Origin of the sequence: Rathayibacter rhapontici (assembly GCF_001995175.1) — a bacterium.
Classification (GTDB): domain Bacteria; phylum Actinomycetota; class Actinomycetes; order Actinomycetales; family Microbacteriaceae; genus Rathayibacter.
The window spans coordinates 32,611-49,219 of record NZ_MUKN01000003.1; the positions used below are offsets into that span (position 1 = coordinate 32,611).

Below are 16,609 nucleotides of genomic sequence, written 5' to 3' on the forward strand. Positions count from 1 at the left end.
CCTCGACCGGTCGACGCCCACCCTGTCCTCCGGGGAGCTGCAGCGGATGCGGCTCGCCACGCAGGTGCTCTCGCGCCTGTTCGGCGTCGTGTTCGTGCTCGACGAGCCCTCGGCGGGCCTCCATCCCGCCGACACGGAGGCGCTGCTCGGAATCCTCCGCACGCTCCGCGCCACGGGCAACACGGTCTTCTTCGTCGAGCACTCCCTCGACGTCGTGCGCGAGGCCGACTGGATCGTCGACATCGGTCCCGCGGCCGGCACCGGGGGCGGCTCCGTCGTCTACTCGGGCGAGCTCGACGGGCTGCGGCACGCCTCCGACTCGGCGACGCGGCGGTACCTCTTCCCGGACGCCGACTCCGTCGCTCCGCTGCGGGAGCGTCGCCGCTCGTCGCAGAGCATCGAGCTGAGCGGAGTGACGCGCAACACCCTCCGCGATCTCGCGGTCTCGTTCCCGGTGGGCTCCCTGACGGCGGTCACCGGGGTGTCCGGCTCGGGCAAGTCCACGCTCGTGAACCAGGCGCTCCCCGATCTGCTGCGCGCGAGCCTGCACGCCGACCTCGCCGAGGACACCTCTCCCGACGACGACCGCGCAGGAGCGGATCCGCTGCTCGGCTCCGCGGAGGACGTCACACTCGGCCGGGCGCAGGGGCCGGGGGAGCGCCTGCGCCGAGTGGTCCAGGTGAGCCAGACGCCGATCGGACGCACCTCGCGCTCCAACGTCGCCACCTACACCGGTCTGTTCGACCGTGTGCGGGCGCTCTTCGCCGCGACCCCGGAGGCGAAGCGCCGCCGCTACTCCGCGAGCCGCTTCTCGTTCAACCTGCCCAGCGGCCGCTGCCCCGTCTGCAAGGGCGAGGGAACGATGGAGGTGGAGCTGCTGTTCCTGCCGACGGTGGAGGCGCCGTGCACGGAGTGCGGTGGAACGCGGTACAACTCCGAGACCTTGGAGGTGACGCTCGACGGGCGGAGCATCGCCGACGTGCTCGCGCTGAGCGTCACCGCGGCGCGCGAGGTGTTCGCGGAGGAGACCGAGGTCGCCCGGCACCTCGACGCGCTGGTGGACGTCGGCCTCGGCTACGTCGCGCTCGGTCAGCCCGCCCCGGAGCTCTCGGGCGGCGAGGCGCAGCGGGTGAAGCTCGCCTCGGAGCTGCGGCGCGCCCAGAGGGGCGACACCCTCTATCTGCTCGACGAGCCGACGTCGGGCCTGCATCCGGCCGACGCCGACCGGCTGCTGACGCACCTGCAGCACCTCGTCGACGCGGGCAACACCGTGATCGTCGTCGAGCACGACATGCGGATCGTCGCCGACGCCGACCACGTCATCGACCTCGGCCCGGGCGCCGGGCGGGCCGGCGGGACGATCGTCGCGACGGGCACGCCGGAGGAGGTCGCCCGAGCGGAGGGCAGCCGCACGGCGCCGTACCTCCGGGCGGCGCTGGAGAAGCGCACGGCCTGACCCGGCGGGTCTCGATTCATCCCTGCGGGGCTACTCGACCAGCGGCGGGCAGCTTCTGCTGATCGAGTAGCCCGCGGAGCGGGCGTATCGAGATCCACCGATCCCCGGACGCGCCGCCGCCGACCCTTCGAGGCCACTCAGGCCGCCGACCGAAACTTCACCGAAAAATAATTGTTAACGGTAACATTCGGCACATCCCCTTCCGTGGCGACTCCCCTCCCCACTCGGCCCGGACGACGATCTCAACGACGAGAGGCACCACGAATGACGACCAGACGACGGACACCGATCGCAGTCGCGGCGGTGATGGCGCTCACCGCAGGACTCCTGTCGGTCGGAGCGCCCGCGAACGCCGCACCGAGCACGTCGCTCGACGCGAAGAAGGTGCTCGAGCTGCCCTTCGACGGCAGCGTGACCGACACGAGCGGCCGCAGCACCCCCACGGGCATGCAGAAGGGCGCGGCGGGCTACGCCCCCGGCCTCTCCGGCCAGGCCTTCGCCTTCGACGGCTCCAACGCCGTCAGCCTGGGCACCTCGGCCGCCCTCCAGCCCGCCGACCTCACCGTCTCGTTCTGGTACAACCCCAGCGTCGCGATGACCGGCGAGCAGGTCTTCACCTGGAACAAGACGGCCTACAACTCCGACGGCTGGTACCTCACCTCCGAGGGCGACGGCACTCCGCTCGCGCTCTCGATCGGCCCCTCGAGCGGGCAGCCCTACAAGGTCGCCGTCGAGTCCCCGCGCGCCTCCTTCTTCCCGACCAACACCTGGACCCACGTCGTCGCGACCTACGACAAGGCCACCAAGCAGGTCGCCTTCTACCGCAACGGCGTCAAGCAGAGCAGTGCGGTCAAGACCGCGCCCTCCACCTCTGCGACCGGCGTCCTCGGCTCCGAGGGCACGTCGACCAAGACCATCGGCTTCAACGGCCCGCAGTACAACGGCGCGCACCTGCGCGGCCTGCTCGACGAGTACGTCCTCTACAACGGAGTCGCCACGACGACCGACGTCGTGACGCTCACCAAGGCGGGGAACCCCTCCTTCGACGCGGCAGCGGTCGCGAAGAGCGACCTCGACGCGGTCGCGCTGCCCTCGAGCACCGTCCTCGACTTCCCGGTGCCGTCCACCGGTGCCAAGGGCTCCACGTTCTCGTGGACCTCCTCCGACCCCGCGCGGATCGCGATCGACGGCGGCAACGCTGTCGTCACTCCTCCCACCGGCTCCACCCCCTCCTCCGTGACCCTCACCGGCTCGGCGAGCTACGGTGGCAGCGTGCCGGTGACGAAGACCTTCACGGTCCAGGTCCTCCCCGAGGGCCTCGAGAGCTCGATCTACCTGCTCGAGGCCGGTCTCTCCGACGTCGACGTCGAGGACCCCTACCTCGAGAACGGCGAGAAGCAGACCGTCGAGTACCTGCTCAGCCTCGACCCCGAGCGCTTCCTCTACTCCTTCTACCGCGAGGCCGGCCTCGCCCCCACGACGACGTCCGGATACGGCGGATGGGAGCGCGACAGCAACGTCCGCTTCCAGGGCCACTTCTTCGGCCACTACGTCTCGGCGCTGTCGCAGGCCTACTCCACCGCCGAGGACCCGACCACGAAGGCGACCCTGCTCGCCAAGCTGACCGCCTCGGTGGACGGCCTCAAGAAGGTCCAGGACGCCTACGCCCTGAAGGACCCGAGCAACGCGGGCTACGTCTCGCCGTTCCCCGTGTCGTACCTCCCCTCGGGAGCCGACGGACTGCTCGTGCCGTTCTACAACCTGCACAAGGTCGTGGCCGGTCTGCTGGACGCCCAGAAGTACGCCCCCCGCGACGTGTCGGCCAAGGCCCTCACCGTCGCCGACGGCTTCGGCACCTGGATCCGCAACTGGGGCGGCCGCCAGGCCGACCCGACGCTGCTCCTGCGCACCGAGTACGGCGGGATGAACGAGGCGCTGTACAAGCTCTTCGAGCTCACCGGCAAGTCCGAGCACAAGCGCGCCGCCGAGTACTTCGACGAGCGGGCCCTGTTCGAGCGCCTCGCGAACAACGAGGACGTGCTCAACGGACTCCACGCGAACACGACGATCCCCAAGCTGATCGGCGCGCTCAAGCGCTACACGGTGTTCACGGACGACCCGGCGCTGTACGCCACCCTCACCGACGCCGAGAAGGCGGACCTCGGCATGTACCGCCGCGCGGCCGAGAACTTCTTCCGCATGGTCGACGAGACGCACACCTACGCCAACGGCGGCAACAGCGAGTCCGAGCACTTCCACGCCCCGGGCACGCTGTACCAGTACGCGACGAGCGGCCGCACCTCCGGATACGGCGAGAACTCGACGTCCGAGGGCTGCAACATCTACAACATGCTCAAGCTCTCCCGGGCGCTGTTCCAGGTGACGAAGGACGTCAAGTACGCCGACTTCTACGAGGACGCGTACATCAACGGCATCCTCGCCTCGCAGAACCCCGAGACCGGCATGGTCACCTACTTCCAGCCCCAGACCGCCGGCTACGCCAAGGTCTTCGGCAAGGAGCAGGACGAGTTCTGGTGCGACCACGGATCGGGCATCGAGAGCTTCACCAAGCTCGGCGACTCGATCTACTTCGAGGGCGAGCGCACGGTCTACGTGAACCTGTTCCGCTCGTCGGTGCTCAGCTCGCAGGCGTCGAACCTGAAGCTCACGCAGACGGCCGACATCCCCGATACCGACACCGCGACCTACTCGATCGCCGGACTCGACGGCGGCGCCGTCGCCGAGGGCACGACCGTGCGCCTGCGCATCCCGTCGTGGGTCGACGGAGCACCGACCCTCACCGTGAACGGGGCGGCGCGCAGCATCGCCTCGATCACCGAGGGCGGCTACGTCGTCGTCCCCGTCGCCGCCGGCGACACCCTCACCTGGAAGCTCCCGGCGAAGGTGACCGTCTCGGCCGAGACCGAGAACGCGAACTTCGCGGCCTTCAAGTACGGGCCCGTGCTGCTCGCGACCGAGCTGAACCGGAACAACGTCGAGGCCTCCTACCCCGCGGGCGTGCTCGTGCAGATGGGCGTCGCCGACAAGACGGTCAACTCGAACGTGGTCGTCGCCGACGCGAACGCCTGGAAGGCCGGCATCCGGGACAACCTGGTGCGCCTGCCCGACGCGGTGAACAACAACGGCCTCGAGACGATGCGGTTCGGCATGAAGAACGTCGACGCCGCCTCCGCGGCCCGCGTCTTCGAGCCGTACTACAGCCTCCACGACGCCCGGTACGCGACGTACCTCACGCTGATCGCCCCCGACTCCCCGGAGGCGCAGGCGCTGATCCTCAAGGAGAAGCAGCAGCTGCGCACCGACGAGACGACGATCGACTCGCTCACCTCGTTCGACAACAACAACAGCGAGGCCGACAAGAACTACAAGTACAACCGCTCGAGCGTCGGGACCTGGCGGGGAGAGGGCTACCGTGACGGCGAGCGCTCGCCCGAGGCGTGGTTCCAGTACGACATGATCGTCGACCCGACGCTGCCGAAGAACTACCTCGGCGTCCGCTACTACGGCGGCGACGCGGGACGCACCTTCGACGTCCTCCTCAACGGCGTGAAGCTCAAGACCGAGGTGGTCTCGGGCGCGGCCGGATCGACGAACTGGTACATCCAGTACGACGAGATCCCCAAGGCGGTCCTCGACGGGATCGCCGCGCGGGACGGCTACAAGCGCGACCTCGCCGGCAACTACGTGCTCGACGCGAAGGGCCAGAAGGTGCCGGTCGTGACCGTGCGCTTCCAGGGCATCACCACGACCAGCAACGTCGGCGGCGTCTTCGGCGTCTACACGACCGAGTCGACCTCGTTCGGCACGAACGCCGAGCTCGCGAGGATGACGTCGGACGTCGGGACCCTCGCTCCGGCGCTGGCGACCGGAGTGCGCGACTACACGCTCACGGTGCCGGCCTCGACGACGAGCGTCTCGCTCGACCTCGACCCGGCCGTCGCGAGCGGACTGGTCCGCGTCGACGGCGTGCTGATCGACGACACCGAGCTGCGCACCGTGCGCCTGGCCGCGACGGGGACCACGAACGTCGTGATCACCTCCGCCGCCCAGGACCACACGACGACGGCGACCTACCGCCTGGCCGTCGTGAGGGAGACCGCCCCCGCGCTGAAGACCACCGTGACCACGTCGTCGCGCTGCGTCACCGGCAAGGTCGTGCTGACGGTGACCGCCCGCAACGACTCGACGGTCGCGACGGGCCTCACCATCGCCTCCTCGTTCGGGTCGAAGTCCTTCACGGGAGTCGCTCCGGGCAAGACGGTGACGCACGCGTTCACGACGCGGGCGGCGTCGATCGCCGCGGGCTCCGTGACGGTCACAGCGACCGGGACGGTGAACGGCTCGCCCGTCACCGCCGCGACGCCGGCGACCTACACCGCGCGCACCTGCTGAGCGCACGTGCCTGAGTGACGGCGGCCGCCGGGGACCTCCTCCGGTGGCCGCCGTTCTCGTGCGCCCTGCGAGATGCCACTCCGGTCCGCGCTCCTCGGCGTGTCGCGTCCCGAAGTGGCATCTCGCGAGAGGCGGCAGGCAGGAAGCGTTACCGAACCGTTACCGGATCGGGGTCCGCGCGACCAAACCAGGGGTACCCGGTGAACGGGCAGGTCAGGGGCGAAAACTGCACCTATGAACGAGACAGCGGGACCCGTGCGCCAGAGGCGATTCCTCCTTCTCGCCGCCCTAGCGGGGGTGGTCACCGCCGGTGTCCTCCTCGCGGTCGCCGAGCTGATCGCCCTCGCCGTCGCCCGGACGGCCAGCCCCGTCCTCGCACTCGGCTCCTTCATCGTCGACATCGTGCCGCGGCCCCTCAAGGAGTTCGCGATCACGACGTTCGGCGAGAACGACAAGATCTTCCTGCTCGCCGGGATCGGCGTGGCGGTCCTCGTCGCCGCGGCGCTCGCCGGGGTGCTGCAGCTGATCCGGCCGCCGCTCGGGCAGCTCGTCCTCGTGCTCGCCGGCGTCCTCTCGATCGCCGCGATCGTCACGCGCGCCGGAGCGACTCCGCTCTCGGCCGTCCCGACCCTCGTCGGGCTCGTCGTCGCGATCATCGTGCTGCACCTGCTGACCTCGCGCCTGCGCCGCTGGCGCTCGGCACGGACGGCGGAGGCGCAGGGCCGGACCCCCGCGCACGCGCCCGGCCTCGAGCGCCGCGGCTTCCTCCGCGTGTCCCTGATCGCCGCCGTCGGCGCGATCGTCGTCGGCGCCGGAGCCCGCGTCGTCAGTGCGGCGACCTCCACCATCGCGGGGGTCCGCGAGGCGCTGCGCCTCCCGAGCCCGCGCACCACGATCACCGTGCCCGCCGGGGCCGAGCTGGACATCGACGGCCTCACCCCGCTGTTCACGCCCAACGCCGACTTCTACCGGGTCGACACCGCGCTGACCGTGCCGAGCATCGACCCCTCCACCTGGACCCTCACCATCACCGGCATGGTCGACCAGGAGGTCGTGCTGTCGTTCCAGGACCTGCTCGACATGGGCCTCGACGAGTACGGAGTGACGCTGACCTGCGTCTCGAACGAGGTCGGCGGTGGCCTGGTCGGCAACGCGAAGTGGCTCGGAGTCCCGATCCGCGACGTGCTCGCCCGCGCGGGCGTGCAGTCCGGGGCCGACATGGTCCTCTCGCGCAGCGTCGACGGCTACACCGCGAGCACGCCTCTCGGGGCCCTCACCGACGACGGGCGCGACGCGATCCTCGCCGTCGCCATGAACGGCGAACCGCTGCCGCTCGAGCACGGTTTCCCGGTGCGGATGGTCGTGCCCGGCCTCTACGGCTACGTCTCGGCGACGAAGTGGCTGACCGAGCTGAAGGTGACCACCTTCGCCGCCGACGAGGCCTACTGGACCCCGCGCGGCTACTCCGCCGAGGCTCCGATCAAGATGTCGGCGCGCATCGACACCCCGCGCATCGACGCCGCGATCCCCGCCGGCCCGACGAAGATCGCCGGCATGGCGTGGGCGCAGACCGTCGGCATCGAGAAGGTCGAGGTCAGCATCGACGACGGCGACTGGCAGCCAGCCACCCTCTCGACCCCGGTCAACACCGACACCTGGGTGCAGTGGTACATCGACTGGCAGGCCGAGACCGGCTCGCACTACGTCGCCGTGCGGGCGACGGACGCGGACGGCACCCTCCAGATCGAGGAGCGCGCCCCGATCGCCCCGAACGGCTCGTCCGGCTGGCAGCGCACCCTCGTCCGCGTCAGCTGACCCGCTCGCACCGCTCCCGCGTGCGGAACCTCGGTCAGGAGTGGGTGTCGGCCACGATCGTGGCTGAGCCCCACTCCCGGCCGAGGTTCTGCGCGGGCGGTGCTGCAGGAGTCCGGCGACGGACCCGCGCCAGCAGGGCTGATCGGGCCGGTCCGGCGATTCCGCGCGACTCGTCCCTGTCACCCTTCGCCCCGCGGACCCGGGTCGGGACGAGCGGCGTGCACGTCGCTCCGAGAGGGGTGAGTGAAGGCGTGGAGGATCGACTCCTCGTCGGGGAGAGCGGCTCGAGTGTCCTCGGCGAGTTCGTAGCGGCTCACGGCGACAGGCTGAGTCGTGGAGGCGACGGCGTAGCGGACGACGGCGTCGTTCTTGCCGGGGACGACGAGGATGCCGATCGTTGCTCGGTGCGCGCCGCGGATGCGAAGTCGGTCCTCGACGAGGGCGACGTAGAAGCCGAGCTGACCGGCGTCTCTCGGGTCGAACTTCCTCGTCTTCAGCTCGACCACGATGTAGCGGAGCTGTTCGACGTGGAAGAACAGGAGGTCGATGAAGAAGTCGTCGCCCTCGACGTCGAAGTGCACTTGCCGACCGACGAAAGCGAACCCGGGACCGAGCTCCCGAAGAGTCTCTGCGATCCTGCCGACCATGCGGTCCTCGAGTTCGCGCTCCGTCGCATCAGCGTCGACAGCGAGGAAGTCGAGGGCGTACGGGTCGCGGGTGATCTGCTGCGCGAGTTCGGAGTCGCCGTGCGCGAGAACGCCGGTGTAGTTGCTCGGTGCGGCAGCCTCGCGCTCGTGCAGGCGCGTGCTGATCTGGTGTGCCAGGACCGGTCGGCTCCACCCGTGCACGACGTCCTTCGCGGCGTACCAGTCCCGCAGCTCCTGATCCTCGAGCTTGTCGAGCAGCTCGATGATGTGGCCCCAGGGCAATTGTCCAACGGGTCGTTGAACGATCGAGCGCTTGTCGGGCCAGGCTGCTGCGAAGCGTCTCATGGAGAAGAGGTTCGTGCGCGAGAACCCCTTCATGGAGGGGAACTCGGCGCGCAGGTCGTCGGCAAGCCGTTCGAGAACGCCGCTGCCCCACGGCTGGTGCCGCTGCCGCTCGAGAATGGTCGAGCCGATCTGCCACCAGAGCAGCAGGAGTTCGGTGTTGACCTTGCGCTGCGCCTGGAACCGCGCCGCGTGCACATGCCGTTTCACCTCCTCCAGAGTCGATCCGTAGTCGCTCGGAACCACTGCCGCCATATCGCACACTGCTCTCGGGTCTCCTGCTGAAGCCCGTGCCGGCGGCCGCGCCGAGCACGCTGCCGGCCACCGGGGGCCTGGTGGTGAGGGTGCCGGCAGCTCGCGAGCGGGTGTCGTGGTCGATGCGGGTTCTGGGGAGAGCGGGGAGTGTCGCCGTGATGTGCAGGAACCGACTGCGGACGATCGAGGGTTCGGAGGCCGCGCCGCAGCGGGACGGCACTGGCACGATGGGGCGGTGAACGAGACGGATGCGATCGCGCGGGCGACGCGACTCTGGGTGTCCGGGCGACGCGCTGAGGCGTTGGAGCTGCTCAAGACCCGCGTCCGACGTGCGCCTGACGAGTCAGCGGCACGGCGGGTACTCATCGCGTTCTACCGCGAACTCGGAGCTCCGGACCAGGCCGGGCGCTGGTCCCTCGCTCTGGACGGCGAGGCGACTCCGCTCGAGCGCGACCGAGCGGCCCGTCTCGTAGCGGCCTCCCGCGTCTCGGCGTCCGATCTTCCTGAGTTCCTCGCGCTGCCGACCGGTGACCTGCCCGCCGCGGTCGTCCGGCTGCTGCCGGACATCGAGCGGTACCGCGTCCGCTTCCGGCTCTCGGCCGAGGAGCGCCTGCACCTCGCCCTGCCCGCGGAGGACTGGCGCGACGCGGTCGCACTCACCGGGTGGTCCGTGTCGAGCGCGATCTTCGTGCTCGCCGTGCTCGTGAGCTGGGCGGGGGCTCTGCTGGGCACGGCGATGACGGATGCCGCGCGCTGGGCGTCGGTCGCGTCCCTCGCGTGCCTGGCGATCGCGTGCGGGTTCTCGGGCTGGTCCGCTGCGCGCCGGCGCCGACGCACTGGCTTCGCCTGGGGTGCGGGCGCCGTCGTGCTCGCCGCCTCTGTCGCCCGCTTCACCGGGATGGGGATCGACGGCGGCGGGATCATCCGCTTCAGCTGGGAGCGATGACGCATCCGGCAGCGCAACCTCGGCTGAGCGCGGGCGTCGGCCACGATCGTGGCTGAGCCCCACTCCCGGCCGAGGTTCTGCGCGGGCCGCGCTGCAGGAGGGCGGCGTCGGGCCTGCACGAATAAGGCTCACCGGCCCGATCCCGCGAATCTCGCGCGGATCGGCCCTCTCACCCTTCGTTCTGCTGCCCGAGGTGTCAGCAACCGAGGTCGGGAGCGGGCTCCACGGCCGATCCGGCACGCGGTGCCGCTCCCGACCTCGGTTGCGGACAGGGCTACTCGGCGGCAGCCGACTCCGCCGGGCGGAAGGACGCCGCGTGGTGCTCCGGCGCCAGGTGCGGCCCCGTGCCCAGCATCCGCTCGCGGAACGTCGCGCCGACCGGCTCCGGGTCGAGGCGCCCTCGCCGGCGGAGCTCCGGCTGCACGAGGGTCACGAAGTCCGAGAGCGACGCGATCCCGAACACCGCCTCGAGCATGATGCCGTCGAGGTCGGTCTCGTCCATCATCCGCTCGAGCTCATCGGCCACCTCGGTGGGGGAGCCGGTCACCGCGAAGCCGCGGGTGCCCTTGCCCTTCAGCTCGTCGAGGATCTCGCGCACCGTCGGCGCCGTGCCGTCCGGGCGGCGGAGGAACCGCTCGATGTTGCTCGTTCCCATCTGCCCCGCCTGGTCGTCGAGCACGAGCTGCTCGGCGAGCGTGCGGTCGGGGTCGTACTGCAGCAGGTCCACGCCCGTGTTCCCCGCGTAGTAGTGCGCCGCCAGCTCGTCGGTCTGCAGGGCGTCGAACTCGGCCCGGAGCCGCGCCGCGTCCTCCGAGGTCTCGCCGACCACGACCGTCACGCCCACCATCACCTTGAGCGACGCCGGGTCGCGACCGTTCTCGGCCGCGCGGCGCCGGATGTCCGCGATGTCCGACGCCACCTTCGCGTACGTCGATCCCTGCACGAACACGCACTCCGCGTTCTTCGCCGCGAACGCCCGGCCGACGGGAGAGGTGCCCGCCTGGAACAGCAGGGGAGAGCGCTGCGGCGACGGCGGCAGCGTGTGGTACCCCTCTGAGCGGTAGAACTCGCCCTCGAACGACACCGGACGGATCCGCGCCGGATCCGCGAAGACCCCGTTCTCGTGGTCGAGCACGATGACGTCGTCGTCGAGCCCGCCCTCCCAGAACGAGTAGGTCACGTCGACGTACTCCTGCGCCGCCCGGTACCGCTCGTCGTGCGGCACCATCGGCTGGCCGAGCATCGCGGCCATGGTGTTCTGCGAGGCGCCGGTGACGATGTTCCAGCCGATGCGGCCCCGGGTCACGTGGTCCAGCGTCGAGAACTTGCGCACCGCGTGCAGCGGGTGGTCGGCTCCCGTGGTCGACGTGACCACGAAGTTCAGCCGCTCCGTCACGACAGCGAGGGCGGGGATGATGTACGCCCCGTCGAGCGCGAAGGTCATGCCCGCCTCGATCAGCGTCGTCGAGAGCTCGCCGCGGCGGGAGGAGTAGCCGAACGAGCCGCCCGCGAAGAAGAGGAAGTCGAAGCCGGCGTCGTCGAGCAGCCGCGCCATGCGCATCCAGTACCCGATGTCGCGGAAGTCGCCGTCGCGGCTGCGCTCGTGCGACCAGCTGATGGTGCCGCCGACGTGCGGCGTCCCCGCTTCGAACACTCCCAGAACGATCCTCTTCGGCACGCGCATCCCTCTCGTCGAGTACGGCGATCGCCGCCCGCCCCGAGGGACGAGCGGCGATCTGAACCAATCGGTTCACCGTAGCGGAGGCAGCGCCCCGCGTCAGCCTCCGGACACTCCCGACACCCCGAAGCGGAACACCAGCCGGCCGTCGCGCGGCCGCACCAGGTACTCCGGATGCGTCCGCGCGCCCCAGGAGTCGTCGCCTGCGACCCCGCGCCGCTTCAGCGCCGGCCGCAGGACCGTCCGCTGCACCGGCGGCAGCTCGTTCGGGTGCTGCGCGTTCTCGATCTCGAACGGCGTCCAGTGCAGCGCCGAGAACTCCATCCCGCCGTCGCAGTCGAGACGCAGTCCCCAGCCGTCGTCGCCGGTGACCTCGGCCCAGCGCACGCCGGTGCGGCTGCCCGCCTCCTGAGGCTTCAGGTACGGGGTCAGCTCCCGCGCCACGTCGCTCGACCAGACGTCCAGCCGGGCGCGAGGCGGCGATCGGAGTAGCACTCGTCCGGTCCGTCGCCGTACCAGCGGAGGCGGTGCGCGTCGGCGCCGATCGTCCACTGCATCCCGAACTCGGGCAGGTCGGGCAGGCCGTCCGGCACGTCCATCGCCACCGTCACCTCGATCCGCCCGTCGCCGGTCACCCGGTAGTCGACGTCGCAGGTGGTCCGCGGCGTGGTCGGCAGCTCGTAGGTGAAGCCGACCGTGACCGCCGAGTCGTCGGAGGAGGCCCGCGCGGTCCGCAGCGCCCCGCCGGCCGCCCGGGCGTAGCGGCTCGCGAGCAGCCACTGGCCGTCCTCGAACGGCCCGCCCCAGCCGCGCTCGTTCGAGGTGGGCGCGTGCCAGAACGACGGCATCGGCATCGAGTCGAGCAGCTCGCGCCCGCCCTCGGCCCCGCCGCCCCAGCGGTAGGACTGCAGTCCGCCGTGCAGGCGCGAGAACAGCACGCTGAACCCCTCACCGCGGACGCCCACGTTGTGGGTGCCCTCGACGACCTCGGGTCGCGGCCGGCTCTCGACGTGCGGCCGGCCCGCCACCTCGAGCACCCGCTGGCCGCGGGCCACGATGTGCCCGGCCTCGGCCCAGCGGGTCGACGACGCCAGCCGCAGCTCGACGTCGAGCGTGTACTCGCCCGGCAGCTCGGGCACCGGCACCGGGCTCGCGTACGTCGCGCGCCCCCCGGCTGGACCGCGGTCTCGAGCGTCTGCTCGGCCAGCACGCGGCCCTCGCGCCGCAGCGTCACGACCGCGTCGTACGCCGAGGACGGAGTCGACAGCAGCCGGTTCCCGATCGCGATCCCCTCCTGGGTCACCTCGATCCGGAACGGCTGGTAGAGGAACGCGACCTCCTGCAGCTTCGGCGTGGGCGCGCGGTCGGCGAAGAGGATGCCGTTGCCGCTGAAGTCGCCGTCGTGCGGCGCCTCGCCGTTGTCGCCGCCGTACCCGAAGTAGGGGACGCCGTGCCGGTCGACCATCGCGATCGCCTGGTCGGCGAAGTCCCAGATGAAGCCGCCCTGGAACAGCGGCTCCCGGGAGGCGAGGTCGAGGTAGCGGTCGACCGCGCCGAACGAGTTGCCCATCGCGTGGGCGTACTCGCAGAGGATGAACGGCTTGTCGCGGTGCTCGCGCAGGTACTCCTCGACCTCGGCGGCCGGCGTGTACATCTGGCTGACGACGTCGGTCGTGTCGGGGTAGCGGGAGTCCCAGTGCACGCCCTCGTAGTGCACGGGGCGGTCGTCGACCTCGCGGAACCAGTCCGAGAGATCGCGCAGCACGCTGCCGCCGAAGGACTCGTTGCCGAGCGACCACATCACCACGCTCGGGTGGTTCTTGTCGCGCTCGACGAGGCTCCGCGCGCGGTCGTGCAGCGCGGCGGCCCAGCGGCCGTCGTCGCCGGGCACCGCGTCCTCGACCGGGGCGTCGAGGAAGCGCACCCGGTCCCACACGCCGTGCGTCTCGAGGTTCATCTCGTCGATGACCAGGAACCCGTACTCGTCGGCGAGCTCGTAGAAGAAGGAGTTGTTGGGGTAGTGGCTGGTGCGGATCGCGTTCACGCCCGCGCGCTTGAGGATCCGCAGATCCTCCTCCGTCTGCTCGCGCGTGACGACGCGGCCGTCGACGCCGAACTCGTGGCGGTTCACCCCGAAGAACACGATGCGGCGGCCGTTCAGCCGCAGCACCCCGTCCTCGATCGCGAAGCGGCGGAGGCCGACCGGCTGGGGGACCACCTCCGTCTCGACGCCGTCGGCGTCGCGCACGCGCACGATCAGGCGGTGCAGGTGCGGGTCCTCGGGGCTCCACAGCCGCGGGTCGGCGAGTCGGAGGCGGTGCCGCCCGTCCTCGTCCTGCCGCAGCACTCCGACTCCCTCGAGCTCGACGACCGCCGAGCCCTCGCCGTCGAGGCTCAGCTCCACCGAGATCTCGGCCCAGGAGTCCTCGACGACGGTCGTGACGTGCAGGTCCTCGAGGTGCGTCCGCGGGCGGCGCAGCAGCACCACGTCGCGGAAGATCCCCGAGAAGCGGAAGAAGTCCTGGTCCTCGAGCCACGACCCGGCGCTCCACTTGACCACCTGCGCGGCCAGCACGTTCTCGCCCTCGACCAGCAGGTCGGTGAGGTCGAACTCGGCGGGCGAGAAGCTGTCGGCCGAGAAGCCGAGCCAGCGCCCGTTCAGCCAGAGCGCGATGGCGCTCTCGGCGCCGCGCACGTCGAGCGCGATCCGCTCGCCGGGCTCGAGCGGCGCGTCGAGTGTGAACACGGTGCGGTACGACGCGACGGGGTTGAAGCGCTGCGGAGCCTGCCCGGGGGCGAGGTCCTCGTGCCCGTCCCACGGGTACTGCGTGTTCACGTACTGCGGGCGGTCGTAGCCGTGCAGCTGGATGTGCGCGGGGACCGGGATCGTGTCCCAGTCGCCCGCGTCGAAGTCCGGCTGCTCGAACCCGGGGACGGTGCCCGCGAGGTCGGGGGAGTAGTGGATCCGCCAGAGCCCGTTCAGCGACTGCTCGAACGAGCTGACGCCGGTCGCGGCCTCGTCCGAGGAGCGGAACCAGCGGTGGTCGGAGTGGGCCGGGCGCCGGTTCTCGGCGAAGTAGCCCGGGTCGGACAGCCGCGACGGGTCGAACCCCGGGGAGGCGGAGGCGGCGGGCCGCGGATCGTGCGCGAGGCTCACTTGATCGCTCCGGTGATGCCCTCGGCGAACGAGCGCTGCAGGATCATGAAGACGACCATCGTGGGCACCGAGGCCAGCAGCACGGCCAGCATCAGCACTCCGTAGTCGGTGACGTAGCCCGCGGCCAGGTTCGAGATCAGCATCGGCATGGTCTGGAAGTCGTTGTTGACCAGGATCACCTTGGGCCAGAGGAAGTTGTTCCACGCGGTCATGAAGGTGATGACGGCGGCGGCCGCGTAGGTCGACCTCATCGACGGCAGGTAGATGCGCGCGAAGATGCCCAGCTCGCTCACTCCGTCGATCCGCGCGGCCTCGATGATCTCGTAGGGGAACGAGCGCGAGGCCTGGCGGAACAGCAGGATCAGGAACGGGGTCGAGATCGCCGGGATGACGACCGCGGCGAGCGAGTTGACCATCCCGAGCTCGGCGAAGACCTGGAACAGCGGGATCATGGTCGCCGCGAACGGGATCATGATCGCGATCAGGAGGATCGCCATCACGAGGTCCTTGCCCCGCGAGTGGAAGACCTCGAAGCCGTAGCCGGCGATCGAGCAGACGATCAGGGCGAGGATCGTGGTGCCGATGGCGACGGTGGCGGAGTTCCACATCGCTCCGCCCACGTCCTGCAGCCCCGAGAGCTTCGCGAAGTTCTCGAACAGCTGCGTGCCGGGCAGCATCCGCGAGTCGAGCACGTCCTGGCTGGTGTTGGTCGCCGAGACGGCCATGAAGTACAGCGGGAAGATCGAGAAGATCGCGAAGACCGTCAGGAACGCGTACTTCGGCACCGCACGCAGGCGCGAGGCCACCGGGACGGTGCGCTTGGGGGCGGTCACGGGGCGCGACGACTCCGTCTCGGGGAGCGAGAGGACGGCATCGGTCACGGGGAGGGTGCGGGCGGGGTCAGTCACGCTTGTCACCGACTTTCAGCTGGGCGAACGCGAGGACCGCGACGAGGATGAGGATCACGTACGACAGCGCCGACGCGTAGCCGAAGTTCGGGTTCTTGAGGAACGAGACCTCGTAGAGGTAGTGCGACATCGACATGGTCGTGTACGCCGGGCCGCCCCGGGTCAGCGCCCACGACTCGTCGAAGAGCTGCAGGGTGCCGTTCGTCGACATGATCGCGGTGAGCAGGATGATCGGCTTCAGCTGCGGGATCGTGACGTGGAAGAAGGTCTGCAGCGAGCTCGCGCCGTCCATCTTCGCGGCCTCGATGCTCGAGTAGTCGACGTTCTGCAGGGCCGCCAGGTAGAAGACCATGTTGTAGCCGGTCCAGCGCCAGAGCAGTCCGAGGATGATGACGAAGCGCGCGGTCTCGGGGTTGCCGAGCCAGTTGACCGGACTGTCGATCAGGCCGATGCCCAGCAGCACGTCGTTGACGAAGCCGTCGTTCGCGAAGATCGTGCGGAACACCAGCGAGTACGCGACGAGCGAGACGGCGCAGGGCAGGAAGATCGCGGTGCGCCAGAAGGTCTTGTACTTCAGGGTGCGGTCGTTGAGCAGGTTGGCGAGCACCAGCGCCATGATCAGCATCACCGGCACCTGGATGAGCAGGTAGATGAAGGTGTTCTGCAGCGTCAGGCGGAAGATCTCGTCCTGCAGCAGCCGCTCGTAGTTGAGCCAGAAGGGCTGTGCGAAGGAGAGGTTCGCGCCGCGTCCGGTCTGCAGCGAGAGCAGGAGCGCCTGGGCCATCGGCAGGAAGCTGACCAGCAGGATCAGCAGCGAGGCGGGCAGGAGGAAGGCCCAGCCGGTGAGGCTGCGGCGGCGCTCGCCGGTCATCCTCACGGGTCGTCGGGTGTCGCGCCGCCTCTGCGGAGGAACGCGGGGTCGGGTGCGCGGTGGCGCGGAGGTCGTCACGGGGTGCTCGCAATCTGCAGGAGGAGGGAGAAGGGGGACCGGG

The 16,609-nt window shown here is 70.3% G+C and carries 8 protein-coding genes and 2 pseudogenes; 4 read left to right on the plus strand and 6 right to left on the minus strand.

Annotated features, from left to right (window positions below; translation table 11 throughout):
- The first annotated feature begins 46 nt into the window (after positions 1-46).
- The 3 genes from B0T42_RS22175 to B0T42_RS01605 all read left to right on the plus strand — a co-directional run bounded on the left by B0T42_RS22175 (position 47) and on the right by B0T42_RS01605 (position 7,684).
- Positions 47-1,456: an excinuclease ABC subunit UvrA gene (locus B0T42_RS22175; protein WP_342418189.1), complete on the plus strand. Its 1,410-nt coding sequence runs from the start codon at positions 47-49 to the stop codon at positions 1,454-1,456.
- Positions 1,457-1,720: 264 nt separating this feature from the next.
- On the plus strand, positions 1,721-5,869 hold the full coding sequence (locus tag B0T42_RS01600; RefSeq protein WP_077221678.1) for a beta-L-arabinofuranosidase domain-containing protein: 4,149 nt from the start codon (positions 1,721-1,723) through the stop codon (positions 5,867-5,869).
- A 234-nt stretch (positions 5,870-6,103) separates the two neighbouring features.
- Positions 6,104-7,684 (plus strand): molybdopterin-dependent oxidoreductase, encoded by a 1,581-nt coding sequence (locus tag B0T42_RS01605; protein WP_077221679.1) that lies wholly within the window; start codon positions 6,104-6,106, stop codon positions 7,682-7,684.
- A gap of 179 nt (positions 7,685-7,863) precedes the next feature.
- On the opposite strand, the gene B0T42_RS01610 is transcribed toward B0T42_RS01605, so the two are convergent.
- Entirely contained in the window at positions 7,864-8,928 is a 1,065-nt protein-coding gene (locus tag B0T42_RS01610; RefSeq protein ID WP_077221680.1) for a PDDEXK nuclease domain-containing protein, read from the minus strand.
- 235 nt (positions 8,929-9,163) lie between these two features.
- Between B0T42_RS01610 and B0T42_RS01620 the strand changes: the two genes are divergently transcribed.
- Positions 9,164-9,874 carry a DUF6584 family protein gene (locus B0T42_RS01620; protein WP_077221682.1) on the plus strand — a complete coding sequence of 237 codons (711 nt, stop codon included), beginning with the start codon at positions 9,164-9,166 and terminating at the stop codon, positions 9,872-9,874.
- Between the two features lie 274 nt (positions 9,875-10,148).
- Here B0T42_RS01620 and B0T42_RS01625 read toward each other — a convergent pair whose 3' ends face one another.
- The 5 genes and pseudogenes from B0T42_RS01625 to B0T42_RS01640 form a co-directional block, all read right to left on the minus strand.
- Positions 10,149-11,528, minus strand: a complete 1,380-nt coding sequence (locus tag B0T42_RS01625; protein ID WP_158078009.1) for an NtaA/DmoA family FMN-dependent monooxygenase — start codon at positions 11,526-11,528, stop codon at positions 10,149-10,151.
- Between the two features lie 123 nt (positions 11,529-11,651).
- Positions 11,652-12,697 (minus strand): annotated as a pseudogene (locus B0T42_RS20895) (beta-galactosidase small subunit family protein).
- Between the two features lie 224 nt (positions 12,698-12,921).
- Positions 12,922-14,709: pseudogene (locus B0T42_RS01630) on the minus strand (glycoside hydrolase family 2 TIM barrel-domain containing protein); the annotation flags it as partial.
- On the minus strand, positions 14,706-15,617 hold the full coding sequence (locus B0T42_RS01635) for a carbohydrate ABC transporter permease (RefSeq protein ID WP_236720054.1): 912 nt from the start codon (positions 15,615-15,617) through the stop codon (positions 14,706-14,708). The gene B0T42_RS01635 and the pseudogene B0T42_RS01630, both read right to left, overlap by 4 nt.
- Entirely contained in the window at positions 15,610-16,488 is an 879-nt protein-coding gene (locus B0T42_RS01640; protein ID WP_077221684.1) for a carbohydrate ABC transporter permease, read from the minus strand. Before B0T42_RS01640 ends, B0T42_RS01635 begins: the two co-directional genes overlap by 8 nt.
- Between the last annotated feature and the right edge of the window lie 121 nt (positions 16,489-16,609).

Bases quoted from the DNA above. Each gene is read 5' to 3' on its own strand.
- B0T42_RS01605 (WP_077221679.1), top strand. From the start codon at position 6,104: ATGAACGAGACAGCGGGACCCGTGCGCCAGAGGCGATTCCTCCTTCTC.
- B0T42_RS01640 (WP_077221684.1), bottom strand. From the start codon at position 16,488: ATGACCGGCGAGCGCCGCCGCAGCCTCACCGGCTGGGCCTTCCTCCTG.
- B0T42_RS01600 (WP_077221678.1), top strand. From the start codon at position 1,721: ATGACGACCAGACGACGGACACCGATCGCAGTCGCGGCGGTGATGGCG.
- B0T42_RS22175 (WP_342418189.1), top strand. From the start codon at position 47: ATGCGGCTCGCCACGCAGGTGCTCTCGCGCCTGTTCGGCGTCGTGTTC.
- B0T42_RS01610 (WP_077221680.1), bottom strand. From the start codon at position 8,928: ATGGCGGCAGTGGTTCCGAGCGACTACGGATCGACTCTGGAGGAGGTG.